This is a genomic window from Thalassospira alkalitolerans (assembly GCF_002115745.1).
Classification (GTDB): domain Bacteria; phylum Pseudomonadota; class Alphaproteobacteria; order Rhodospirillales; family Thalassospiraceae; genus Thalassospira; species Thalassospira alkalitolerans.
This window is the reverse complement of record NZ_JFKB01000005.1, coordinates 24,289-48,812: the sequence shown is the minus strand read 5'-3', so window position 1 is coordinate 48,812 and position 24,524 is coordinate 24,289. Positions and strand designations below refer to the sequence as shown.

At 54.5% G+C, this 24,524-nt stretch carries 21 protein-coding genes; 10 read left to right on the top strand and 11 right to left on the bottom strand.

All coding sequences use genetic code 11. The annotated features are described in order from the left end of the window. Nucleotides 1–150 precede the first annotated feature (150 nt). The 6 genes from TALK_RS08440 (at nt 151) to TALK_RS08415 (ending at nt 4,730) form a co-directional block, all read left to right on the top strand. On the top strand, nt 151–2,016 hold the full coding sequence (locus TALK_RS08440; protein ID WP_085617827.1) for an autotransporter outer membrane beta-barrel domain-containing protein: 1,866 nt from the start codon (nt 151–153) through the stop codon (nt 2,014–2,016). A gap of 289 nt (nt 2,017–2,305) precedes the next feature. Next, a complete protein-coding gene (locus tag TALK_RS08435; RefSeq protein ID WP_085617825.1) occupies nt 2,306–2,515 on the top strand; it encodes a DUF3185 family protein in 210 nt (69 codons plus the stop codon). 193 nt (nt 2,516–2,708) lie between these two features. Next, nucleotides 2,709–2,945, top strand: a complete 237-nt coding sequence (locus TALK_RS08430) for a type II toxin-antitoxin system Phd/YefM family antitoxin (protein ID WP_085617823.1) — start codon at nt 2,709–2,711, stop codon at nt 2,943–2,945. Then, nucleotides 2,942–3,331 carry a type II toxin-antitoxin system death-on-curing family toxin gene (locus tag TALK_RS08425; RefSeq protein ID WP_085617822.1) on the top strand — a complete coding sequence of 130 codons (390 nt, stop codon included), beginning with the start codon at nt 2,942–2,944 and terminating at the stop codon, nt 3,329–3,331. The genes TALK_RS08430 and TALK_RS08425 overlap by 4 nt, the downstream gene beginning before the upstream one ends. 97 nt (nt 3,332–3,428) lie before the next feature. Further along, on the top strand, nt 3,429–4,250 hold the full coding sequence (locus tag TALK_RS08420) for a DODA-type extradiol aromatic ring-opening family dioxygenase (protein WP_085617820.1): 822 nt from the start codon (nt 3,429–3,431) through the stop codon (nt 4,248–4,250). Between the two features lie 57 nt (nt 4,251–4,307). Then, nucleotides 4,308–4,730 carry a secondary thiamine-phosphate synthase enzyme YjbQ gene (locus TALK_RS08415; RefSeq protein WP_085617818.1) on the top strand — a complete coding sequence of 141 codons (423 nt, stop codon included), beginning with the start codon at nt 4,308–4,310 and terminating at the stop codon, nt 4,728–4,730. 33 nt (nt 4,731–4,763) lie between these two features. On the opposite strand, the gene TALK_RS08410 is transcribed toward TALK_RS08415, so the two are convergent. From TALK_RS08410 to TALK_RS08400, 3 genes are all read right to left on the bottom strand, one after another. After that, a complete protein-coding gene (locus tag TALK_RS08410) occupies nt 4,764–5,384 on the bottom strand; it encodes a TetR/AcrR family transcriptional regulator (protein ID WP_085617816.1) in 621 nt (206 codons plus the stop codon). 125 nt (nt 5,385–5,509) lie between these two features. Then, nucleotides 5,510–7,192 carry a phosphoethanolamine transferase gene (locus TALK_RS08405; protein WP_085617814.1) on the bottom strand — a complete coding sequence of 561 codons (1,683 nt, stop codon included), beginning with the start codon at nt 7,190–7,192 and terminating at the stop codon, nt 5,510–5,512. A 233-nt stretch (nt 7,193–7,425) separates the two neighbouring features. After that, on the bottom strand, nt 7,426–8,328 hold the full coding sequence (locus tag TALK_RS08400; RefSeq protein WP_085617813.1) for a DMT family transporter: 903 nt from the start codon (nt 8,326–8,328) through the stop codon (nt 7,426–7,428). A 401-nt stretch (nt 8,329–8,729) separates the two neighbouring features. Between TALK_RS08400 and TALK_RS08395 the strand changes: the two genes are divergently transcribed. After that, complete coding sequence (locus tag TALK_RS08395; RefSeq protein WP_085617811.1) at nt 8,730–9,194, top strand: RidA family protein; 465 nt, start codon at nt 8,730–8,732, stop codon at nt 9,192–9,194. Between the two features lie 86 nt (nt 9,195–9,280). Here the strand turns inward: TALK_RS08395 and TALK_RS08390 are convergent, their stop codons facing one another. Further along, complete coding sequence (locus TALK_RS08390) at nt 9,281–9,697, bottom strand: DMT family transporter (protein ID WP_245829781.1); 417 nt, start codon at nt 9,695–9,697, stop codon at nt 9,281–9,283. A 101-nt stretch (nt 9,698–9,798) separates the two neighbouring features. On the opposite strand from TALK_RS08390, the gene TALK_RS08385 reads away from it, so the two are divergent. Continuing rightward, nucleotides 9,799–15,465 carry a G8 domain-containing protein gene (locus TALK_RS08385; RefSeq protein ID WP_085617809.1) on the top strand — a complete coding sequence of 1,889 codons (5,667 nt, stop codon included), beginning with the start codon at nt 9,799–9,801 and terminating at the stop codon, nt 15,463–15,465. 186 nt (nt 15,466–15,651) lie between these two features. Then, complete coding sequence (locus tag TALK_RS08380; RefSeq protein ID WP_085617807.1) at nt 15,652–16,842, top strand: FAD-dependent oxidoreductase; 1,191 nt, start codon at nt 15,652–15,654, stop codon at nt 16,840–16,842. Nucleotides 16,843–16,887: 45 nt separating this feature from the next. Here the strand turns inward: TALK_RS08380 and TALK_RS08375 are convergent, their stop codons facing one another. From TALK_RS08375 to TALK_RS08345, 7 genes are all read right to left on the bottom strand, one after another. Next, nucleotides 16,888–17,718: a phosphodiesterase gene (locus tag TALK_RS08375; RefSeq protein WP_085617805.1), complete on the bottom strand. Its 831-nt coding sequence runs from the start codon at nt 17,716–17,718 to the stop codon at nt 16,888–16,890. Nucleotides 17,719–17,738: 20 nt separating this feature from the next. Beyond that, nucleotides 17,739–18,815, bottom strand: coding sequence for an ABC transporter ATP-binding protein (locus TALK_RS08370; RefSeq protein ID WP_085617803.1), 1,077 nt, complete (start codon nt 18,813–18,815; stop codon nt 17,739–17,741). Beyond that, nucleotides 18,812–19,630 carry an ABC transporter permease gene (locus TALK_RS08365; RefSeq protein WP_085618252.1) on the bottom strand — a complete coding sequence of 273 codons (819 nt, stop codon included), beginning with the start codon at nt 19,628–19,630 and terminating at the stop codon, nt 18,812–18,814. The genes TALK_RS08370 and TALK_RS08365 overlap by 4 nt, the downstream gene beginning before the upstream one ends. 2 nt (nt 19,631–19,632) lie before the next feature. Next, nucleotides 19,633–20,544 carry an ABC transporter permease gene (locus tag TALK_RS08360; RefSeq protein ID WP_169714979.1) on the bottom strand — a complete coding sequence of 304 codons (912 nt, stop codon included), beginning with the start codon at nt 20,542–20,544 and terminating at the stop codon, nt 19,633–19,635. A gap of 9 nt (nt 20,545–20,553) precedes the next feature. Continuing rightward, complete coding sequence (locus TALK_RS08355; protein WP_139833764.1) at nt 20,554–21,558, bottom strand: ABC transporter substrate-binding protein; 1,005 nt, start codon at nt 21,556–21,558, stop codon at nt 20,554–20,556. Nucleotides 21,559–21,575: 17 nt separating this feature from the next. Further along, complete coding sequence (locus TALK_RS08350; protein ID WP_085617799.1) at nt 21,576–22,643, bottom strand: LacI family DNA-binding transcriptional regulator; 1,068 nt, start codon at nt 22,641–22,643, stop codon at nt 21,576–21,578. A gap of 170 nt (nt 22,644–22,813) precedes the next feature. After that, nucleotides 22,814–23,674, bottom strand: a complete 861-nt coding sequence (locus TALK_RS08345) for an NAD(P)H-binding protein (RefSeq protein ID WP_085617797.1) — start codon at nt 23,672–23,674, stop codon at nt 22,814–22,816. A 172-nt stretch (nt 23,675–23,846) separates the two neighbouring features. Between TALK_RS08345 and TALK_RS08340 the strand changes: the two genes are divergently transcribed. Then, nucleotides 23,847–24,524 carry a TetR/AcrR family transcriptional regulator gene (locus TALK_RS08340; protein WP_211274785.1) on the top strand — a complete coding sequence of 226 codons (678 nt, stop codon included), beginning with the start codon at nt 23,847–23,849 and terminating at the stop codon, nt 24,522–24,524.

Genomic DNA, 24,524 nt, shown 5'->3' with positions numbered 1-24,524 from the left:
ACAGCGCTCAATATCCATTTTGCGCAGTCATTATCCATAAAACGTTAAAATTGACATGGCTCTTTCTTTCGCCATAGCCCCCACCGCACACTGCCGTTAAAGGTCCTACAACGAAGCTGCTCTGTCAGCAGCGCAGGGGGACGTTTTGCCATGAGAAGACGTAATAAAATCAGCCATATCTTCAAACGGGAACAGGCTAATCGCCCCCCCATCACCGGCTTGATGTCTTTTACAAGAAAATGGCTATATGCACTGGCTCTGACCGGACTGTCCTTGCCCTTTGCCAACAGCGCTTTCGCCCTGAGCGCGGGGTGTGCTGGTTGGAACACGTCAGCCACCAGCGATGGCATAGTAGCCAGCAACCAAGCGTTTAGCGCTTGGGAGGTCGCCAAGGTCACCTTCAAACACGTAGGCGGCACATCGCCAAACAATTATACCTATACCTATACGGATAACATAAACGCCGCCAATTCACGCGCCGCCACGGCGGGCAGCACCAGCATCGGCGAAACCGTCACCCTCACCATCCAGATTCCGGCTGACACGACCAACGCCAAGCTTATCATGTATGGCCCCACTGCGAGCTACAACTTAACGGTAACCTGCGTTGCCGGATCGCCACCGGCCGAGAAATCAACATCCGCTGCCAGCACTTCATCTGCAGTTATCGGTGCGGTTTCACGGTCCCAAACCACCGTTATTCAGCAAAACATCAAATCACGCACCTCCTCGATCATCAGTCCTGCCAACACATCCCAAATAGGGAACGTTCCTAACGAAACGATATCATCGGGCACCCCCGGCACGAATAACGCAAGTTTGATCGACAACCTTGCGGATGATGATCGGAACACCATCACCACCCGCAACAATGTGCTCCGCCGCCTTGCCATGACCGGCGATTTCGATAGTTCCCGGATGGCCGCAAACGGCTTTGGCACCTCCGCCCTTGGCCTTGGCCCAACCGATCGGGGCGATGTTGGTGGCGCTGGCGGTATTGACGGCCGATCTGCATTGCAAAACACCTCCCCCTTCACCGTTTGGGGGCATGGATCCTTTACCTCGGTCGACAATGACTTTGTCAGTGGCAGCACGGACAGCCGTTATAATGGCGATGTCTGGGGCTATAATATCGGGCTGGATTACAAATTCGCCGAAACCCTGACAGCGGGTCTGTCGCTTGGTTATAACGATACTGACCTGACCACCTCATTTAACTATGGCAGCTATCAGGAAAAGGGTTGGGTCGCATCCCCCTATGCCATTTACCGGCCAATTGCCAATCTGACCCTGGTCGGCGAAGCCGGGTTCGGGCTGGGCGATATTGATGTTGCACGCAATAACGACGCGGTTTCGGGCAAAACGGAATCAGACATGTGGTTTGCGGCGATCAATGCATCCTATGTCATCCACCCCGTCAAAACTCTGACCGCCGTCTCCCTGACCCCGTCACTGGCGTTTATTGCCGCACACAAAACAGTCGATGCCTATACCGAAAGCGACGGCACCGCAGTTAGCAAAACCACCGCAAACACCCGCCAGATTAATCCGGCCATCGAAGCCGCCTATGGCTTTGCACCAACTCAAAGCCTGACCGTGACCCCGTTCATTGAAACCGGTCTGATTTATGATTTCACCGATGAAATCAATAATGACAAAACCGCGTTTAATATCGGCGGCGGTGTGCGCCTGTCCGAAAGCACCACCGGGCTCAATGCCGCGCTTGAAGGCAATTACCTTGCCGGGCGCACCGATTACACCGAATACACCCTTAGCGGCACAGTCACCTATGGCTTTGCCCTGATGGGAGATGATGGGCAGGAAATGGGCATCGTCAAACCGTTTGTGGCGTGTAACCTCAACGAATACGGCAACCAGCGCGTCCGCACCGGGTTTGGCTTTGATACCGGCCCACTAACCAGCGAACTCGCCCTCAGCCATATGATGTCGGTTGCCAATGATGAAGATGACAGCAATAGCAGCGCGATTGAGATCAGCATGTCCTTGCCGTTCTGATCATCGACTAATACAGATATCCAAATGCAATCTATTGCACGCAAACACCCCTGACTATTGGTCGGGGGTGTTTGTCTTTGCGGTTACATTTACGATCAGCCCATAATTTTTCGCCCGCAATAATGCACATCATCGCCCCCGATAATGTCACGGCATCCCCCGATCAAAGCTCAAAATCTGAATTTCATCAATGAACGCGGAACAACCCTGCTTTCTCGGCGTTGTCGCTGCTATCATACGGATCCCAAATATGGGGCACGGACAAACGCAAACAACAACAGGAACAACCATGTCCATCAATCGTGTTATCGGCGCTGTCATTCTTGTGATTGGTCTGGGTCTTTTGATTTCCGGCTATAATGCTTCGGAAAGTGCCGCGGATCAGCTATCTGAAACCTTCCTTGGCAATTATACCGACGAAACCGTCTGGTATCTGATCGCCGGTGCCGCCGCGACCGTTGGCGGCTTCCTGTTGCTTATGTTCGGGCGTCGTCGCTAAATCGTTACGGCTGACAGCCTTAACCGCCGACGATATCAATTCTCAGGGTTTAAGCGCCTCAGCCTGAACCCTGAGCCCCAAAACCCGCTCATCGTCAGTATTATATGGCATGCGCTTCGCGCAACACTCAAATGGGCTTTATGGACATTATGGTCATTATGGCTATAATGTCCAAATCCATACGGAGGTAATCATGAGCCGCGTTTCAGCAACAGAGTTCAAAAACAACATCGGTGCATTTAGTGATGCTGCAATGCATGAACCGGTAATCATCACCAACCATCAGCGCGACCGCCTTGTTCTTATGTCTGCAGAAGAATATCGGCGCCTGACCAATGTGCCTGATACCCCGCCTGACGACCGTAAACGTCTGATCCGCGAACGGGCCAATTATCATCGCGATACGATTATTGAACTGGCGCAACGGTGACCGCACCCACATGGGTCACACGGGTCGATGTTGAAGCAATTCATGAAACCATGATTGAAATCGGTGGCGGCTCATACGGCTTACGCGATGCCGCCTTGCTGGAATCGGCCCTTGCCCGCCCGCAAAACCTCTATGCCTATGGCAAAACCAATATTTTCCTTCTGGCTGCCAGCTATTCAGAGGGGATCGCACGCAACCATCCCTTTATCGATGGCAATAAACGCACAGCCCTCCTCACCGCCGATCTGTTTCTTGCCGACAATGGCCTGCATCTGAACAAAGCCATTGGCCTTACATATGTTGAGATGATGGAAAGGCTCGGCCAAGGCCTGATGACGCGCGACGAAGCTGCTGATATTTTCCGCATGAATTGCCAACCTGCCTGACGGCTCTGGCAACAGACTGTTGACGAACAGCATCTGGTCTTGGGGCCCGCTTCGCATCATATTTGGTACAAATAATGAAACCAAAACAGGTGCTCAAATGACCAACGCGTCTTCGAACGCTACGGCCCCCAGCCTTACGCCGATCTTCATCTCGCACGGGTCGCCCATGCTGGTGGCGCGGCAAAACACCCCGGCCTTTGACTTTCTGGCCCATGAACTAGCACGGCAAACCGATGGCGCGCGGGCGATCCTGATGATCTCTGCCCATTGGCAAACAAAAACGCCAACCATCTCGACCGCGGCACGCCAGGAAACCATTCATGATTTTTATGGTTTCCCCGATCCGCTATATCGCCTGCAATATGATGTTGCCGGAAATCCTGAACTGGCATCTGAAATTGCGGATCTGATCGGGGCAGAAACCGATGCCAAACGCGGCCTTGATCACGGCGCATGGATGCCGATGATGCTGGCCCGGCCCGATGCCGATATTCCGGTATTTCAGCTTTCAATGCTCGGCCATGGCAGCCCGGCCGATCATTACGAACTGGGTAAAAAACTGCGCGACTTGCGCAACCTTGGCGTGCTGGTCATTGGCAGTGGGGCGATGACCCATAACCTGCGCACCCTTGATCGCAACGAAGGCCCGATTGATCCATGGGCCGTTGAATTTACCAACTGGATGCTGGGCAAACTTGGCAGTCACGATATCGATGCCCTGCTTGATTACCGTGCCCAAGCCCCCCATGCCGCCCGCGCCCATCCCGAAGACGATCACCTGATGCCGTTTTATGTTGCCCTTGGCGCGGCATCCGATGATTTCGTTGCCGAAACCCTGCATGACAGTTTTGAATTCGGCAATCTTGCCATGACCGCTGTGCGCTTCTACGATCAGGGCACTGTCACGGCGGCGGCCTGATCATATCTGATCCTGATGATGTGATTGCACCGGCTGCCCTAACCAATACGGGATGCCATGCTTTCGCAAGACCAGACCACGCTTGACATCAACACCACACGACAGGGCCTGATTGAAATCACCGATCAGGTCCAGTCATGGATCGCCCAAACCGGCATCACAACCGGGCAAATCACATTGTTTTGCCGCCACACCTCGGCCAGCCTGACCATTCAGGAAAACGCCGATCCCGATGTTGTGCTCGATATCGAAACCTTCTTTACCCAACTGGTGCAGGAAAACCCCGGTCTTTACCGCCATACCTGCGAAGGCCCGGATGATATGCCCGCCCATATACGTGCAAGCCTCACCGATGTGTCGCTGACCATTCCGGTATCACAGGGCCGCGCTGTTCTGGGGATCTGGCAAGGTATCTATCTGTTTGAACATCGCCACGCCGCCCATCATCGTCAAATCACCCTGCATCTGATCGGGGACTAAACGTTCAAGGCCCCAGCTCCGGCCCCGGTAGGCTTACCCTACCAATTCCGGCTGACGCAACCAGATACCCTTCATCTGAATTTCAAGCAATTCACGCAGCGTCGCACACATATCCTCGCAATCGTAATTCTCGGTGCCGACATGTTCGTGGATGGTGAATAAAAACAAAGCCATCGTGGTTTTGTGAATTGCCGCCGGATCGATTTCCGGGTTCAACTCGCCGTCAAGCTGGGCATCTTCGATCAGGCGCGTCATCGCTTCAATCAACCCGCTATTACGCATCAATTCCTTGACCGCCCCTTTGCGCGGGGTAAAGACAAGTTGCTGCAAAATCACCCGCCAAAGCCCCGGTTGCAGGGCAATCTGGGCAAACCGAAACGATGCGATATGCATCATCTTGTCCACAAAACACCATTCCGGGTCCATGGTGTGAAGGCCCTTCTTGATCGCATCGGCAAGATGTTCGCCAACACTTGAAATCAACAGGTCTTCCTTGGTCTCGAAATGGCTAAAAACTGTGCCTTCGGCCACCCCGGCGGTCTTGGCAATTTCACGCGTTGACGCCCCGTCATAGCCCTGCGCGTTAAAACATTTACGCGCCGCTTCAAGGATATTATGGCGCGTCTGTTCGCGTTTGCCTGCACGGGTATTCATCGGCCACCTCGGATTAACTGAGCACACTCATTGAGTTAACTCAATTAGTCCGATTGATGACCAATGTCAAACGCCGGATCATTTGGCGCAACGATGCCCCACCCAATGACACATGCCTGAGCAACTCAATTATCGGCAACATTCGGGTCAGTTTCACGTGCGGCCTGATAGGTCGCATTTTCACAAGACGCAAACATGTCCTGATCCTTGCGATAGACCGTCGTGCCAACCCGCATCACGCCCAGAACGGTTGAAAACACATTGTCATGGGAAAAGCTGCCCTTTTGCGCCTGATCACGCATACAGGTATTGTTCAATCCGCGATCATTGGCAAACCCGTTTGATGTCCAGATAAACATCGGCACATGGGTCTGTTCATCCGGGGCAAACATATAGGGTGCCCCGTGCAAATACATGCCGCTTTCGCCAAGCGATTCGCCATGATCGGATACATACAGCAGCACGGTGTTGTACTGGTCCTGATAGGACTGCAACCGTTCCACCAGCTTTGAAATTACAAAATCGGTATAGCGAATGGTGTTGTCATAGGTATTGACCAATTCTTCCTGCGTGCAGTTTTCAATGTCGCTGCGCGGGCAATCGGGCGTGAAAAAACGATGTTCATCAGGATAGCGTTTGTAATAGGTCGGGCCGTGGCTGCCCATCAGATGAAGGGTAATCAGCTTGTCGCCAGACATTCCAGCAATCTGTTCGTCCAACCCGGCCAGCATCACCTCGTCATGGCAAGTACCATTGCCACAAAATTCGGGAAAATCTTTCGGGCGAAGCTCAACACTTGGCGTCCGGTCACATGCGCCTTTGCATCCTTCGTCATTTTCTTTCCAAAACACCGAAACACCGGCCTTGGCCACAACATCCATCAGGCTTTCACTATGGCGGGCGACTTCGCCGTTGTAATTGTCATGCCCCATGGTTGAAAACATGCAGGGTACTGAAACGGCCGTGGCCGTCCCGCAAGACCGGACATTCTGAAACGCCAGCAAACCGGGGATTTTTTGGGTAAAGACCGATGTTGGTCGCGCGTATCCATTGGCCTGCACGCTTTGGGCGCGCGCGGTTTCACCAATCACCAAAAACATCAATGTCGGTTTGCCATTGGCGGAAATTGCCACAGTCTGATGCGCATCATCACCCACCGTGCGAAATGCCATTTTGGACGAAACATAGCGTCGTTTGAAATATTTCACCGTCCCGGCCACGTAATTGACCGGGGCGACTTCCTTGCCCAGCACTTTGTTATTGCGCCCGACCGATGCGTAATCCTTGAAATAAAGTCCGGCCAACCCGCCCAGCATAACAAGCGGCACCATGATCATCACCATGCGCCCCATGACACCGCGCAGGATCGTTTCCGGATAGCGGACCGGCATCAGGGCCAAAAGCACAACCGGAATCCCCCCGGTGACAACAAACCACATCGCCGATTGCAGATTAAGATAGGAACCCGCTTCACCCGGATTGGTTTCGACGACATTTTCGATCATGCCCCGGTCAAACACGATGCCGTATTTGATCATCGCATAATTGGCCAGCGCCCCGGTAATCAGCAACAGGGCAAAAAACGGCTTCATCAAATATTTGAACGAAAACGGCGTAAACAGCACGACCGAGCCCAGCAGCAACACAAATGGCGCACTGGCCGCAAAGCCCAGATCATAGGACTCAAGCGCCCCTAAAATACTGTAAAAATGGCCCAGAACCTTCCAGTTCAATACCAGAGTAAAATAAAGCGCAAGGCCAATGATGACAAAGCGGTAATCAATTCTGGGAAGGCTAAAACGGGACATCGGCACTCGCACACATAAGGGCTAAATGCCCCACGTCTGCGCTGCGATGTCAGTCCGCGTTTGGCAACGGAACCAACAGGGCCGGAATCAATCCGATACGTGGGGCAACCGGCCAAATCAACCGGTCCCCAATGCCTATCAGCCCAACCTGACAGCAACCTGAACACACAAGCCCCGCCCCGATATGGGCTAATGTTAAAAGTGATGTGGTGATCTTGATGTCAAAGCAGCGATTAAACCGCGGCCCTACGCAACCGCCTGCGGCTCTCGCGCAAGGCCAGATAACTATGTGTCGCCAATGTCACGATCACAATCACCCCGCAGACAAGCGTGGTCTGACTTGGCGCTTCATCAATCACCAGCCAGACCAAAAGCGACCCGAAAATCGCCTCGTTCAACATGATCAGCCCGGCCTCGGCCGCCGGAATTTTCTTGGCCCCGGCGGTGATGAACACAAACGACAACGGCAAAATCAAACAGCCCAGCAACACCAGCCACAGCATATCAAACCCGCTGACAAGACGGGGGTCGGCTGCCGGGGCAATGATCAATGTCGCCATCAGCGACCCGATCATCATCGCCCGGATTGCATCGATATGATTGCGCGTGCCGACCACGTTGAAATAACACGCCATACAAATCGCCGTGCCAAGGGCTAAAACATCGCCCAGCGTATTGGCCCCGCCAAACCCGGCCCCGACAATGGTTGCCAGCGCGCCAAACACCACAATTGATGCAACCCATGTCCGCATCGCTTGGGCACGTTTAAACACAAACACCCCGATTAACCCGGCCAAAAGCGGGGTTGCGGCGATGATCACCAATGTATTGGCCGCATCGGTATTGCGGATCGACAGGATGAAACACACACTGGTGCCGCCGTAAAACACCCCGGCAAACAGCTCGTCACGCGTTGGCAGTATCGCCCGGCCAAGGCTTTGACGCCGTCGCAAACCCTGCACCACCGCTACTGCAAAAAGGGTCGCGGTCAACAATGCCAACCGCCAAAACGCCGTCGTCGTATTCGGTGCCTCGACCAAACGCACCAAAAGCGCATCCGGGCTAATGATCATCACCCCGATCAGGACAAGCCAGCTACCATGCAGCGCAGGTTTGGAAATTTTGATCGCGGACATCGGGGCACTTTCATAAAACCAGTCAGGCACCAGACAAATGGCACGGGTTGGTTTTGCATTGGATTACGCCCGATGACAAATCCAAATTTCTCATCAATCGATCAACATTGCTTATGAACCTCTTCCCTCACACCCACGCAGGCATATGTCCATCGCACCGCAAGCGCAGCCCCCCGACAGGAACCCCACATTACCGCCGTCTTGATGCCCACCTTCACGGCCATGACGAAACTTGCGCACGCATATTCGCCTCTATCCTTTCTCTGCAAAGGCGGGCCATGTTGCCTCCTGCACCTTGCCAATCCCGCAAGGCCGTTTCACACAAAGAAATGGTTTTGTTTGCCCGCCAAGGCCGATAAGTTGAAACAGTTTCGCCACACCAGAAAACAAGGATCATCCCCATGACCGGAAAAATCGACGCCCGCCTTGCCGAACTCGGCATCACCCTGCCCCAGGCAAATGCCCCGGTGGCCAATTATCTGCCCTATGTCCGGTCGGGCAATCTTGTCCATGTATCGGGCCAGATCACCATGGAAAATGGCGAGTTGAAATTCCTTGGCAAACTTGGCAAGGAATTTAAGGTCGAAGACGGCCAGAAAGCCGCCCGCCTGTGCGCGCTGAACCTGATTGCGCAGGTCCGGGCCGCAATTGGCGATCTGGATAACGTCACCCGTGTTGTCAAACTGAACGCCTTTGTCAATTCCGCCCCCGATTTCACCGATCAACCCAAAGTCGTCAACGGCGCGTCCGATACCATGGTCGAAGTCTTTGGCGATGCGGGTAAACATGCCCGTTCGGCGGTTGGCGTCGCATCCCTGCCGCTTGGTGTTGCGGTTGAAATCGACGGCATTTTTGAAGTCGCCTGATCGCCCTTAAAAAAAACACTACCATCGCAAAAGCCGGGCATCATCACGCCCGGCTTTTGTCATTTCTGATCCAGTAAAATCAGTCCCTAATGCTTGCCCGCCACCGCGTTAAGCCCAACAACACCGCCGATAATCATTAACAAAAACATGCCTTTAAAGACGGTCATCGGCTCCTTGAAAAACACCATCCCGATCACCGCAATCGCCGCAGTACCAAGCCCCGACCAAACCGCATAGGCCGTACTGACCGGGATGGTTTTAAGCGTCATCGACAGCACCCAGATGCTCACCCCGTAAAGCGACAGGCTAAGGGCGGCAAACCGCCAATCGGAAAACCCGTTAGACAGCTTAAGCGACACCGTCCCGACCACCTCAAGAAGAATGGCCACAAAAAGATAAACCCACGCCAGCATATCCAAGCCTTTCATCACCAAATCATTTTTCGACCCCACCATGGTCAAAACCACCGCACCGGGCAAGCCCTCACACGCAGCAGCCCCCACAGACGACCCGAAATTAGCAACAGCTAAAAAACCAATTGCTATTAAACGGAGATTAGCACCAGTATAATGCGCGCATAAGAATACATTTAGGGGGGGTACTAATGTTCACACAACTATCGGCCTGGAGTCCGGCCTCTGGCAAAATTCCCACCATAATCAAGGCAATTTTGACCATAGTCTCCATCACTGCGGCCATTCCGGCCCATGCTGCGAACATGTCCCTCTCTGACGCTTTGGCCGACACGAATTGTCAGGGCGCTATATTGGCCAAATATGACGGCATCCCCATCCCACAAGGCATGAGCCTTCAAATCGGTGGCACATCTCCCTGCAAAGATGTCGTCATCCATGCCACTGATGCCCAAAGCGAAAGCAAGATCACCGCACCATTGCGCCCCGTCGTAATCGGCTCTGGCGGTACACTTTCCTTCGAAGACAAGTCCATGACCCTCTATGCCAACTCCTTCCTCGTCAAGGATGGCGGTCAAATGCTTGCCGGGTCGCGCGGTGCACCGATCCAAAACAAAATCAAAATTGTCATGGCTGGCAATTTGTCTGTATCCCCTGCCCCGAAAGCTATCGGGCCGTCACCAATCGTTACCACCACAAATGCAACACCAAATTCCCGCGATATTACTGTGATGGATGGCGGCAAGATTGCATTATTCGGGGGACATGGGCTGTCAGCATGGCCTGACGGCATCAATAACAACCCAAAAGCCAGCCCCGCCTTTATCAATACCCATCAGGGCACCAATAGCTGGAGCTACCTTGCTGCGCCCGCAGGGCCTGCAAGCTATAATGACAGCGCAAATGTCAGCGCCCCCGTGCCATCAACAAATTCCGATACAGTACTAACCTTGGCGGGTGACGTTGACTGGGTTGCGGGTGACTGGATTTCAGTCGCAACCACCAGCTTCTCGTCCCATCAGACCGAAATTGTCCAGATCAGCGCCATAACACCGGTCCGCGACCCCAATCAAAGCGCCATGACAATCACCGACGCAACCCATGCAACGCCGATTGTTGTCACCGCGTCAACTGCACCTGAAACAGGTGCAACCGTCACAATCACAGGTGTTAAAGGAAACACCGCCGCCAACGGAACATGGATCGTCACCAAACAAAGCGACACAACATTTGCGCTTAACACCGCAATCGGCAACGGGAGCTATACAAGCGGCGGCACTGCACAGACACAAGTCAGCCAGGTCACACTCAGTCAACCGCTCAAGCATTACCACTTTGGCGGCAAGGCCCCCACCCCCGGCTTTTTCCCTGCCAATACAACCCAATCCGTCATTACGGGCGCCAACCCGATTGATGTCAGTTTCCAAGCCAAAAGCTTCTATGACGGCCCGGATCAAAATTACGGCATTGATGAACGCGCCGAAGTCGCGTTGTTGTCACGCAACATCAAATTGACATCAGTGGCAGGGCGTTCTGGCGATGCAAATCACTTTACCGGCGGGCATCTGGTTGCAATGGTAAGCGCCCATGGCAAACCCGCACCGATCCTCAATCTGGTTGGTGTCGAGATCGAAAAATTCGGTCAGCCCTTTGTCGGGCGCTATCCGGTCCATCTGCATCACCTGCCACAAATGGCAATCACCGCCGCCACAAACACCACCCCAATCGTCGTCACCTCATCCATGGTTCCGCCTAACGGGTCCATGGTGCGGATTTCTGGCGCTCAAGGAAACAATGCTGCCAATGGCACATGGATGGTGGCCAATCCCACCACCACAACCTTTGCCCTCAAAGAATCAACCGGCAATGGCACCCTGATCGGCACCCCTGTCTGGACAATGGACAATATCCTTGTTCAGGATGTCAGCGTTCATCATGCCTATAACAAATGCTTCGTGGCCCATCACACGGCAAACGCAAAATTCTATAACAATGTCTGTGTTCGAACCGTCGGTCAGGGTGTCTATCTTGAAGACGGCACCGACATCACCGGCAACCAGTTCATACGCAACCACATTGCCGGCACCATGGCCGCCCAAAGCACCTATACCTATCCGCTCACCGGCGGCAGCCAATATTGGGATGGCGACAACCTTCAGGCCTCTAATGCCATCACGCCCAGCTGGTACACAATAAACGGAATTGCTGACACGTCTTTGTCTGGTGAGAATTCCTACATCTCAAATACCAATCAAGCACTTGGTCCTTATCAAGGTCCCGACACCTATCATCCGGGCGGCTTCTGGATCACCAATCCCGGCAACGTCTTTGTCAATAATTCCGTCGCCGGATGTCAGGCACAGGGACGTGGTTATTGGATCATCTCCCAGGACCCGTCACAAGAAAGCGCCTATCCCGAATTTACCGGTAACCGCACACATGGGTGTTATAACGGGATCGACACCGCGCCGGATGCAATTAACAATGCCTCTAACCCGGCACCGTTGCTGTCAACGGCGGCATATCAAATTACCGGCGCAACCAATCCCCCCATTATCGTCACCAGTTCCGGTGCGTTACCGACCAATCTGAACTCGGGCACCTATACCGTCACGATTGCCGGCATCGGAAAAAAGACCAATGGCACTTGGCCAATCAGCGATATTAATCAGGCGCAAAAATCTTTTGGCATAGAAAACGCCCATCTTACCGGGGCTCCCCCACAGGGCGGCACATGGACTTTCGAACAGCAACCAATCCTGAAGGCAAGCAAGGCAAGTCCCACAAGCCCGATTGTCATCACCTTTCCTGATACATCGTTTCCAGTTCCTCCAAATGGGGCAACCGTCATCATTACAGGGCAAAACTCGGCTGTGAATGGGACATGGAAGATCAAAGAGTCAACTTCCTCTGGCTTCACACTCAAAGATTCAGAGGCCAGCGGAACGGGTGGGCTATCGCACAATGGTGGTTCGTGGGCCATGCAAGGCGACATCGCCAGTATCGCCAACGCCCCAATCACAATCACAAGCAATAATGTCCCGCCGACCGGCACACAAATTACCATATCGGACATCAAGGGGAATACCGCCGCAAACGGATCTTGGACAACCACGAAACTCAGCAGCACGACCTTCTCGCTCAACGGTTCAAGCGGCAACGGATCCTATACCAGTGGCGGCAGTTGGAGCGACGCGACCTATCCCCCTGTTCTGGTGCTGAATGGCAACACATCAACCCGATCACGCAATCGGGGCCTATGGAGCCGTTCAATCTTTATGGCACTACACGATAACCGGTTCGCGACCAATCCTTACGGCGTCTCCCTTGCTGGCGGCGGTGGGCCCGAAGGCAACCTGCCGGGTTATTGGGATTTGGCCCATGCCAATGTCTTTGCCGGGATGAGCCGCAACAATGTGGATCGCTATCCGGCCTGCAGCTTCACGGGACAAAACGGAAATAATTGGGAAAAGGAATGCACAGATGTCGCCCTTCTGGCTAGCGGTCATTGGGGGAACTACCCCGATGCCAAGATGAACATTCAGGGCTACAGCTATTATGACGGCCCGGCCCGGATTGAAAACAACCGTTTTGTCAATTTCCGCGCTGACCCGACTGGCATTCACGCCAACGATCCTGCTGCCCGTCTGCTCACGACAATCGACATTGCCAAAATCCACCCAACGGGTCAGCTCGAAGGTCTCGTTAATTCCGCCCCGAAAGGTTCCGCACCATCGGCGAATTACAAAGGTTACGCTGGTGACCCCGCCACGGGCTGGATCCAATCAAACGCCCAATCCGTGCCGCCAACCCAATATATCAAGGGCAGCATCTGGGACAATGTCGACTTCAAGCATCAGGTCTATGATGAATCTGTCAATATGGGCACCTTTCAAGATGGCGATAAAACCACCGTCATCCTTGATATGGATGGCCGCCTTGCCGGGATGAACGTCGCCTGCACATCAAACGATGCTCATTGCACCCCACCCCCGGCGGTATCGCTAAACAACCTTACCTATTACGCCACCGATTTCACCGTGGACGAACCGCACTCCCGCGGGCCGAACAACTTCCTTGCCACGTCACTCATGAGCCCGCATCGCTATGCGACGCTCAATATTGAATCCGTGCCAAGCCCACCAAACATTCCGCCATTACGGGTGGAGATCACCCGCGACATGCCCGCCTACGGGGACACAACCTATCCAAACCTGTTTCTGAACGGACGCGGTCAGGAACCGATCTATGAACCCTTCGTGATGGACCGTATGGGATATACCGTCCGCGCCAAGAACGGCACTGAAAATCAACCTTCCAGCCAAAGCCTGCAAGCATTCGAACCAAAACTTCTGTTCAGCTATACCGATCCATCGGTGAAAAAGGCGGGCCAATTCTTTGTCAACCGGATTGGTGTCTTTGCACCGCTTTCTGAGCCGACCAGCATCAAAATCTATCGTATGAGACGCCAATGGGGGGACAAATATATGGGGGCCAATTGGCCCCCCGCCCCTTATGTCCCGCCGGTCGCCGCCCCGTCCTGTGATGGCACCTTCTTTAAGTTATCCTCAACACAACAAACCAGCGGTTGGCAGGATTGCGTCAACCGGGGTACCAATACCGGCAATTATACCGGCGGGACAACACTCACCCCGGCAACCAGCTGGACGGATTTTGAACAAAACTATACGGACCTTCTGGCCGGGACGACAACCATCGCCACCTTCATCGCCAACCAGACCTATTATTACGACACCACCAGCCAGACGCTGTATTTCTATATGATCGAAGACAAACCGGTCTGGCAGAACTATGCACCGCTTGGCACCTGTGACGCGGCAAATTATGCGACCGGCGAAAACTTTCTTGGCCGCATTCAGGCAATCAAGAGTTTCAGCAATCCCGGCAGTGTAAAAGCCGCCCTTGATGCCGCCTGTCTGGTCAATGGGGGTAGCCCGCAAAAGAACGATCTTTATTCCTGTCATGAAACAGGATGTGCGGCCTATGCCGTTGATCTAACCAATGCTGGGCTATCGACCGGAACGCTCCAGACAATCACCAATGCCACCACTGCCACCAGTACCAACCCGATTGAGATTACGACCGGTGTCGCCCCAGCAACTGGATCGCAAGTAACAATCAATGGGATCATCGGAAACACTGCTGCCAATGGCACGTGGACAGTCACAAATACCGGTGCAACGACCTTTACCTTAAACGGATCAACCGGTAAAAACAGCAACACCTACACATCCGGCGGCAAATGGATATGCGATAATTGTGCCCCACCACATCCGATTACGCGTACGGCCTATCACGGTTGGAATCAGTACAAGCTGGTCTATGCAACACCAACCCAACAGGCCAACGGCCTTCCCGTGGCAGTCAACTCCGCCCTCGGGAATACGGCCCCCCCGACTGACGGGACCGATCTGACCGGTCTGCAAATACCGCGTTTCAATGCCATACCACCACTTGGCAATCAGGTTACCTATAATTTCCAGCCGCTTTCGGGGCCAACCTTCCCGATAACCGAAAACTTCCCCTATCGCTGCACCCAAACACCACCTTGGTCGCCGGTCAATGCACGGGGAACTTACACATCTCCGACCTATCCAATCCATCATTCCATCTGCTCTGCATTCGACATCACTGCCGCAACCAATGCCAGTCCAATTGTCATCACCTCAACCGTCGCACCGCCGACCGGGACAAAGGTGACAATCACCGGCATCACAGGAAACACTGCTGCCAACGGCACATGGACCGTCACCAAGATAACCCCGACGACGTTCTCTCTGAATGGGACAACCGGCAACGTCGCTTATGGAAGTGGCGGCGCGTGGCAAATTGACTGACGTCGGACCTGTAACCGCACAATCGGGGAAATAATCAAACGGCGGATCAGTTTTACGATCCGCCGTTTTCTTTGCCCCATATCAATCCCTTGCCAAAGCCATTGCGTATAATCGCGTACCGGGGCACATTGCCGCACAATCACCAATATGCGACACTGCATCCGCATCTGAAGCAGGAATAAAACCATGATCGAAACCGATATTCTGATTGCTGGCGGCGGCATTGCCGGTATGAGTGCGGCGGCCCGGCTTGCCGCCGATGGCCATAAAATCATGATTGTCGATCCCGCCCCGGCTGACATCGGCGAAGGCAGCGATTTGCGCACCACCGCCTTTCTGGAGCCGGGCATCGAAACCCTTAAAAAAGCCGGTGTCTGGGGCGCGATCAAACCGACCGGGGCGGAACTTCGCGTCATGCGCATCGTCGATGCCGGTGGCACAGAACGCACGCCCCGCGAAACCGCCGATTTTGATGGTTCCGAAACCAAGCAGGGTTTCTTTGGCTGGAATGTCTCAAACAAGGCCGCCCGCGTGACTTTGATGGCAAAGCTCGCCACCCTGTCAAATGTCGATTTTCGTTTCGCCACCACCGTTACCGGTTTTAAAGCCACCTCGCGCTATGGCGAAGTCACATTATCCGATGGTCAAACCGTGCGCGCCAAACTGGTGATTGCCGCCGATGGTCGCAATTCATCGCTACGTGAATTCGCCGGGATCAAACATCGCCGCTGGGCCTATGATCAAAGTGCGATTGTCTTTGTCGTCACCCACGATAAATCCCACGACAATATCTCGACCGAAATCCATCGTACCGGCGGGCCACTCACCCTTGTACCGATGCCTGATCTTGATGGAAAACCCTGCTCATCCGTCGTCTGGATGACCCCGGCGGACCGCGCGCAGCATCTCAACGCCATGGATGATGAAACCTTATCCGCTGAAATCACCCACGAGACCATGAACCTGTTTGGCCCGCTGACCGTCGCCAGCCCGCGTGCAGTCTGGCCGATGATTTCACAAGTCCCGTCACGCCTGATTTCGGCCCGGCTTGCGCTTGTCGCCGAAGCCGCCCATGTCGTTCCGCCAATCGGCGCGCAGGGGCTGAATATGAGCCTGCATGACATCGAAACCCTCGCCACCCTGATCGCCAAAGCCAAACATAAGGGCGAGGATATCGGCGCGACCAGCCTGCTGAAATCCTATGAACGCCGCCAGCTTCCAAAAACCTTGGCTCGCGTTGGCGGCATTGATCTGCTCAACCGCGCCTCCATGTTCGAACCCAAAACACTGCGCGATTTGCGCTATATCGGCCTGTCCACGCTCAACCGCATCGGCCCGCTTCGCAAACTCGCGATCAAGGTCGGCATCGGGAAATAGGCAAAAACAGGCGGGAAACACCCCCGCCCACCTTGCAAAATCGCTTTAAACAATCAGCTTGCCATCCGCCCCGAAAAACGGATGCGGTCCGTCATAGCGGTCGATATAGGCCAGATGCGTCAAAAGGTTTTGGCTTGGCGTATCCCAAACATGCAAATGCATCGCCGGTGGTTCCATGACAAAGGCCGATGGTCCGTCATCGCGCAAATCAAACGCCACCTGATGGGCCACCGATGGGCCGATCATCAACGGCACCCCGGCCCAAATCGTATGGATCGGGCGATGGACATGGCCGCATATAATCGCCCGGATACGGTCGCGATGCTGCGCAACAATCGCCGCCAGTTCATCGGCCCCTTCGCCCAAATTCTGCGCATCCATATGGGCAATGCCGGTCACAATCGGCGGATGATGCATGAAGATCAGGCAGGGTCGATCATCCCCGTCACTCAGGACACCGCGCAACCAGTCAAGCTGATCTGCCCCCAAAACCCCGCCCGGTTTGCCTTCATCAAGGGTATCAAGCGCAATCAGCCGCAGCGGGTAATCATCGACAACATAATTGACGAATGCTGCTCCGTCCTTAACCGGGGTCGCATCCGGAAAAGCCGTGCGCAAGGGGGCACGCCGGTCATGATTGCCCGGCACCATGAAATACGGAAGGGTCAATTTGGTCAGGATTTCCGCCACCAGCCCATATTCTTGCTGGTTGCCAAGGTCGCCAATATCACCGGTAAACAGCACCACATCCGGGCGCGGATCCATCGCCATAACATGGTCCACCGCGTTTTCAAGCGCGCCAGCGGTATCGACCTTGCGATAGGCAAGGCGGCGGCCTGCCCCGATATGCAGGTCGGTCAATTGTGCAATCAGCATCTTTGTCGTTTCTTTCGTTCTTATGAATTGACCGCAACAGCGGGGAAAACCGTCAACCGGTCGGCATTAACCCGGCAATGCACAGGCGTCCCGGCGCTGATCACATCATCGGGATGGGTATCGACAATCACCGGCATGCTGCCAATCCCCGAAACGGTCAGGCGCAACCGTTCGCCCAGATACGAAACCGCCTCGACCCGGCCGGTGAAATCGGCATCCCCGGCTTCACAGGTCGAAAGCCCGTCAGCACGGAAATAAAGCTCGACCGGGCCTTGATCGATGATATCGCCATGGCGCGGATCAAACGCATCCACCGCATCAAAAACACGTTCGCCAATATGCAAACGTCCGTCATGCATTTGCCCGTCCAATCGGTTGGCCGCGCCGACAAAATCGGCAACAAACGGGCTTTGCGGTTTGCGGTAAATCTCGCGCGGGGTGCCGATCTGGGCGATTTTGCCTTTTTGCATCACCACAATCCGATCGCCCAGCGCCATGGCTTCTTCCTGATCATGGGTCACGTAAACCGCGGTAATGCCAAGCTTGCGCAAAAGCCCGTTAATCTCGGTCCGAAGCCGCACGCGCAATTTCGCATCAAGTGCGGTTAGCGGTTCGTCCAGCAACAAAACACGCGGCTGCACCGCAATCGCGCGCGCCAAGGCCACGCGCTGGCGCTGCCCGCCCGAAAGCTGATCAATCGCCCGGTCGGCCAGCATATCAATATGCATCATTTCAAGCATCGCGGTGACACGGGCATCGCGTTCGTCGCGCCCCACCCCATGCACCTTAAGGCCATAGGCAACGTTCTGCGCCACACTCATATTGGGAAACAACGCATAGGATTGAAACACCATGCCAACCCGGCGTTTTTCAATCGACTGACGGGTAACATCATCACCATCAAAGGTGATCTTGCCCCCGGCATCGGGGAATTCAAGCCCGGCAATCATCCGCAATATCGTCGTCTTGCCACAGCCCGACGGCCCCAGCAAAACAACGGTTTCCCCGCCGGTGATCTCAAGGTCAAAGGGCGCTAACGCCCGCGTGCCATCGGCAAATGTTTTTGCACAATCATGCAATTTGATTTGCGTGGTCATATCGTATCCTCCGCCGTGTCATCGCGTTTGGGCGGACGTTTTGCCGTATCGGCAAACGCCTGCATCGCGATCAGCAACGGCACAATCAAAACAAAGAAAATCAGGGTATAGGCACTGCCGATTTCAAGACGCATCGACGCATAGGCATCGGCAAGCCCAACCGGCAATGTTTTGGTAAGCGGCGTATGCAACATCCAGGTCAGGTTGAATTCGCCAATTGATAACGTCACCACCATCAACGCCCCGGCCAGAATGCCCGGCTTGGCATTGGGCACAATCACGCCAAAAAACCTGCGCCAGAACCCTGCCCCAAGGCTTGCCGCCCCTTCTTCAAGGGTTTTCATATCCATTGCCGCCATCACCGCCGCAACCGACCGCACCATAAATGGCAGGGTAAACAACACATGCCCGGTCAGGATGAAAAGCCAGCTCATGCGGTACTGGCCAAATCCGCCATAGGTAATCAAAAGCGCCAAGGCCAGCGCAAGCCCGGGAATGGCAACAGGAAGGGTTAGCAATTCTTCAAACAACCGGGTCAACCGGCCGGGCCGTCGCACCAAAACATAGGCCAGCGGCACACCGGCCACCAATGTCACCAAAAGGCAGGCTATCGAAATGCCAAGCGACCGCACGATGCTGGCGGCATAAAGGTCCCAGACCTCGAAAATCCAGCGCAGGGTTAACCCCGACGAAAGCCCCTTGAACACATTGACCGTCACCCCGGCAAGTGCCGACATCACAACCGGGATCATGATGAACAGGCACAGCACAATCGTCAGGCCAAGCTGGGCATAAAATTTCCAATCGCGCCCCATGATCATGCCCCCCCGCGGGCGGCAACATCACCGGAATTCCCGGCAAAATACCGCACGCTTGCCAAAAACGCCCATGTCATCGCGCCCAACGCAATGCTAAGCGATGCGGCCACCGCCACATTGGCATTGCGGGTAAATTCGGTATAAATCACCATCGGCAAAACATCGATATCGGTCGCAAGGGTAAAGGCGGTGCCAAAGGCCCCCATCGCGGTCGCAAAACAAATCGCGCCCGACGAAATCAAACCGGGCATTAATCCCGGCAATATCACATCCTTAACCACCCGCCATGTCGGCGCACCAAGTGACCTTGCGGCTTCTTCAAGCTGTGGATCAAGCTTTTGCGCCGATGCCATCACCGCCAAAATCACCCGCGGGATTGAAAAATACAAATAGCCGATAAACAGCCCGGAAATGTTATAGGCAAAGACCAGCTTTTCATCAAAAAGCGCATTGGTCATGCTGCCAATCGCCCCCTGCCGGCCTGCCAGCATGATCACCATAAAGCCAACAACCGTGCCCGGAAACGATAACGGCAAGGTCAAAAGCGCGGTGATCATATTGCGCCCGGCAAAGCGATTGCGCACCAAAAACAACCCGCAAATCCCGCACAGGACAAGCGCGCAAAACGTCACCCCGGCCGACATCACAAGTGTCTGGACCAGACTGGCGAAATACCGCCCATTGGTCAGGATCACGAAATACGTCGCCCAGCCATCCGGCCCATCCGCCACCCGCATCGCAACAAGCGCCATCGGGATCAGGAAAAACGCCGCCACAATCACCAATCCCGGCGTTATCAAAAGCAACAGGATCGCCGGGCTTCCGGCACCGGGCGTCGCTTGGCCAAAAACACGGGCCAATACGGGGCTAAGGAAAGAAGGGCGCGAACGCCCCTCTTTAATATTTTGCATCAAAGACACTTAACGTACCTCGGACAAATAACGCTCGCTAAAGCCAGCCTGAACTTCGGCCATTTTGGCGTAATCAACCGGTTTGGAACGTTCATATTCGGCCGCTGGCAGGAACTTTGCCGATGCTTCGGGCGACATCGCCGATGCAATGACCGGGCGCAGGAACGCATTGGCCCAATGTGCCTGACCTTCGTCTGACATCACGTAATCCAGAACCTTTTTGCCATTTTCGGCATGCGGGCCGTTTTTGACCAAGCTCATGACATAAGGAACCGCAACCGTGCCCTCGGCCGGAATGACAAAGGCAACATTGGCCTGGTCTTTGTATTTCGCACGATAGGCATTGAAATCGTAATCCAGCAGGATCGGAATTTCACCCGACAGAACACGTGCATAGGCAGTCTGTTTTGGCACAATCGGATCGTTTGCTTTCAACTTTTTGAAAAACTCGATCCCCGGCGTGAAATCGTCAAGCGAACCGCCCATAGCCCGGTTGATCGCCACCGCACCGGCATAACCGACAAAGGCGCTTGACGGGTCAAGATAACCAACCATGCCCTTGTATTCCGGTTTCAAAAGATCGGACCAGCTTTGCGGAACCGGCGCACCGTCAAGGGCCTCGGTATTAACGAAAAGACCAATGGTGCCGGAATGAATGGCAAACCATCCACCATCTTCATCTTTCAGGCCGGTCGGAATTTTATCGAAATTGGCCGGTTTGTAATTGGCCACAACGCCTTCCTGTTTGGCTTTGATACCAAATGACACGCCGTAATAGGCAACATCGGCAACCGGATTGGCTTTTTCTGCCAAAAGCTGTGACAGCGTCTGACCAGAGTTTTTATTATCCTGCGGCACCTCAATTTTAAGGTCACGGGCGATGTTTTTAAGCTGCCCGCCCCAATCGGCCCATTCCGGCGGGCAGTTGTAACAAATCGCAACATCATCGGCCAAGGCGGGCTGCGCGGCGACAACCGCAAACGCAGCACCCAATACAAGTTGTTTGAAACGCACTTTTGAACTTCCTATACTCAGGTTGATGAACGGCGTCGGAATGATCCAATGGATTCCCCGTCGCTTAGATGATGAGGCAGCAACAAACTCTGTGGGTTTGCCTGCCCCTTGATCAGACCGCGCAGGAATGCAAGCGCCTGCCGGCCCATCTCTTGGGTGGGTTGAACTGCCGAACACAGTTTTGGCGTGATCAGCCCACCCACCGAAATTCCATCAATACCGCCAACCGAAACATCGTCCGGTACCGATAATCCATACGACCGGCACGCATCAATCGCGGCAATCGCCAGCATATCTGTCGAACAGACAAGCCCGGTCACCGCATCCAGCCCGCATAACAAGTCGCGTAAATATGCCTTAAGGTCGGTTTCGCCAAACCCCACCTGCACCAGATGCGGCGTCTTGATCCCGGCATCGCGCAAGGCGCGGCAAAACCCGTCATAGCGCTGGCGCGACCGGTCTGAACTTTCAAACCGACCGGCCACCATCGCAAGCGACCGGTGCCCCTTGGCAATCATCGCATTGGTAATGTCGAATGCCGATTGCGCGTTATCGACGCTGATCGCGGCAATATCGGATCGCGCGGGCTGGTTAAACAGCAATACAAACGGGATTTTTTCCGCCAGCAACAAATCCACCACCGGATTGTTATCGGCATCGGCCAGCGTCAGGATCAACCCATCCACCCGATTGTTCAAAAGCGCTGAAACCGCGCCCATTTCACGATCCGGGTCATAACTTGATGATGTCAAAAGGACGGTCAGCCCCTCGGCATTGGCTTCCTGTTCGATGCCCTGCACCGATGTCGCAAATACCGGGTTGGCAAGCGTCGGCACCAAAACCCCGACGGTGCGGGTCTGGGTCATCTTTAACCGGCGACCATTGATATTGGGCCGGTAATTCAAATACCGCATCGCCGTATTAACGATCTCGGCGGTTTTCGCCGGAACATCACCGGGGAAATTAATCACCCGCGATACTGTCGCGATCGACACCCCCGCCTTGCGCGCAACATCACGCATGGTGGGTTTGGATGGCGGGGACGGCTGCAACGGCAAAGATGGCCGGGATGGCTCGGGCGTCATCGACTAAACTCCTGTAACGCCCCCACCATAGGCAAATTACAAGTCAGTCTGATAACGCATTTATTGCCGTTTTATGAATGTTTGAAACGTTTACATTGGCGGAAAGCTGCCACTTCTCTCATCCGCGATTTCCGCCAATTTCCCGCACTCCGGCTTGGCCTCTCCGCCGATTAAATCTGTTCTGCAATCAGATCACGCATACTGATCGGCGACCGGCCCAATATCTGCTTCAGCGTCGGGTCAACGGTGGCGAATTCACCATTGCGTGCGGCAATGTCACGGCCAAGTATAATATTGGCGACATGTGCCGGGATGCCGCGCCCGGCCAGCTTTGCCCGCATATCATCATCGGCAATAATCTTGTGATGGATCGGTTTGCCCAAAAAATCCGATGCAAGACGGGCAAGCCCCTTAAAATCAAACGACTGCGTCGGGGCAAGCGGCGATGTTGGCCCGCTTTTATCTGGTGCCTGGCTTAGAATGATGGCTGCCGCCTCGGCCAGATCATCATGCGCAACCCATGAAACCGGGCCATCTGCAGCAGTTTCGATCACGCCGGTTTCCAACGCATCCCTTATCACCGCAATCGCGCTGCTGGCATAAAATCCATGGCGCAAGGCGGTCCAAACCACTCCGCAATCTTGCAGCATTTTTTCGGTCGCCGCGTGATCATGCATTGGTGGAAACGCCGAATGGGCACTTGCCGCCATATGGCTGGTGTAAACGATCCGCGCCGCGCCAGCCGCCCGTGCGGCATCGATTGCATTTTGATGCTGGACCAAAGGATCACCGCCATATGCACGTGCATTTGACGACACGATCAACACCTGACTTGCCCCCTCGAATGCCCGCGACAAGCTTTCCGGCTTGTCAAAATCACCCCGCCTGACCTCAACCCCCAATGCGCTCAGATCCGCGGCCTTTTGCGGATCACGACAGATTGCCGCCACCTGATCGGCAGAAACAAACCCCAAAATCTTTTTGACAATAGCATGGCCCAATTGGCCATTCGCGCCGGTGATAATGAACATGACATTTTCCTGATCCGAACAAGCTACATTGTTATCGACGATAACATTTATTCGATATCATTGATTATCACCGGAAACAAGTATTTGCTATCAACGGAAATAAAATTGCGATATTCCTGTAATCATGATGCGATCAGACAGCAAAACCGATCCCGCTTTGCCTGAAAATGACATGCGCACCCGCATCGTTGTGGCGGCGGCAACGCTTATCGGGCACAGCAACCTTGATGGGGCAACCACCCGTGCTGTTGCCGCAGCGGCCGGGGTGCAGGCCCCAACCATCTATCGACTGTTCGGGGATAAAAACGGCCTTCTTGATGCCGTTGCCGAATATAGTCTTCAGGTCTATATCGCTAAAAAATCCACACGCCCGCCATCGCCCGACCCAATACAGGATTTACGCGACGGCTGGGATATTCATGTGGCGTTCGGCCTTGCCAATCCGGGATTGTTTGCAATTCTGATCGGCGATCCCGCCGCCGGACCTGCGGCACGGTCGGTTGAGTCGGGATTGGCGGTTTTGCAACATCGCGTCCATCGCATTGCGCTGGCCGGAAAACTGCGCACAAGCGAGGAACGGGCTGTAAATCTGCTCCGGTCGGTTGGAACCGGTACGGTGCTAACCTTGCTGAGCCAGCCGGAAAACACCCGCGACCCCGGCCTTTCCGATGCCGCACGCGAAGCCGTCATTGCCGCGATCACCGGCCCTGCTGATACATCATCACCGCCGGGCCCGAACGGGGCCGCGGCGGCCCTGCGCGCCTCTTTGGATCAAACATCGGTCCTTAGCAACGGCGAACGGCATCTCCTTGCCGAACTTCTTGATCGCATTGCACAATCCACCCCGTGA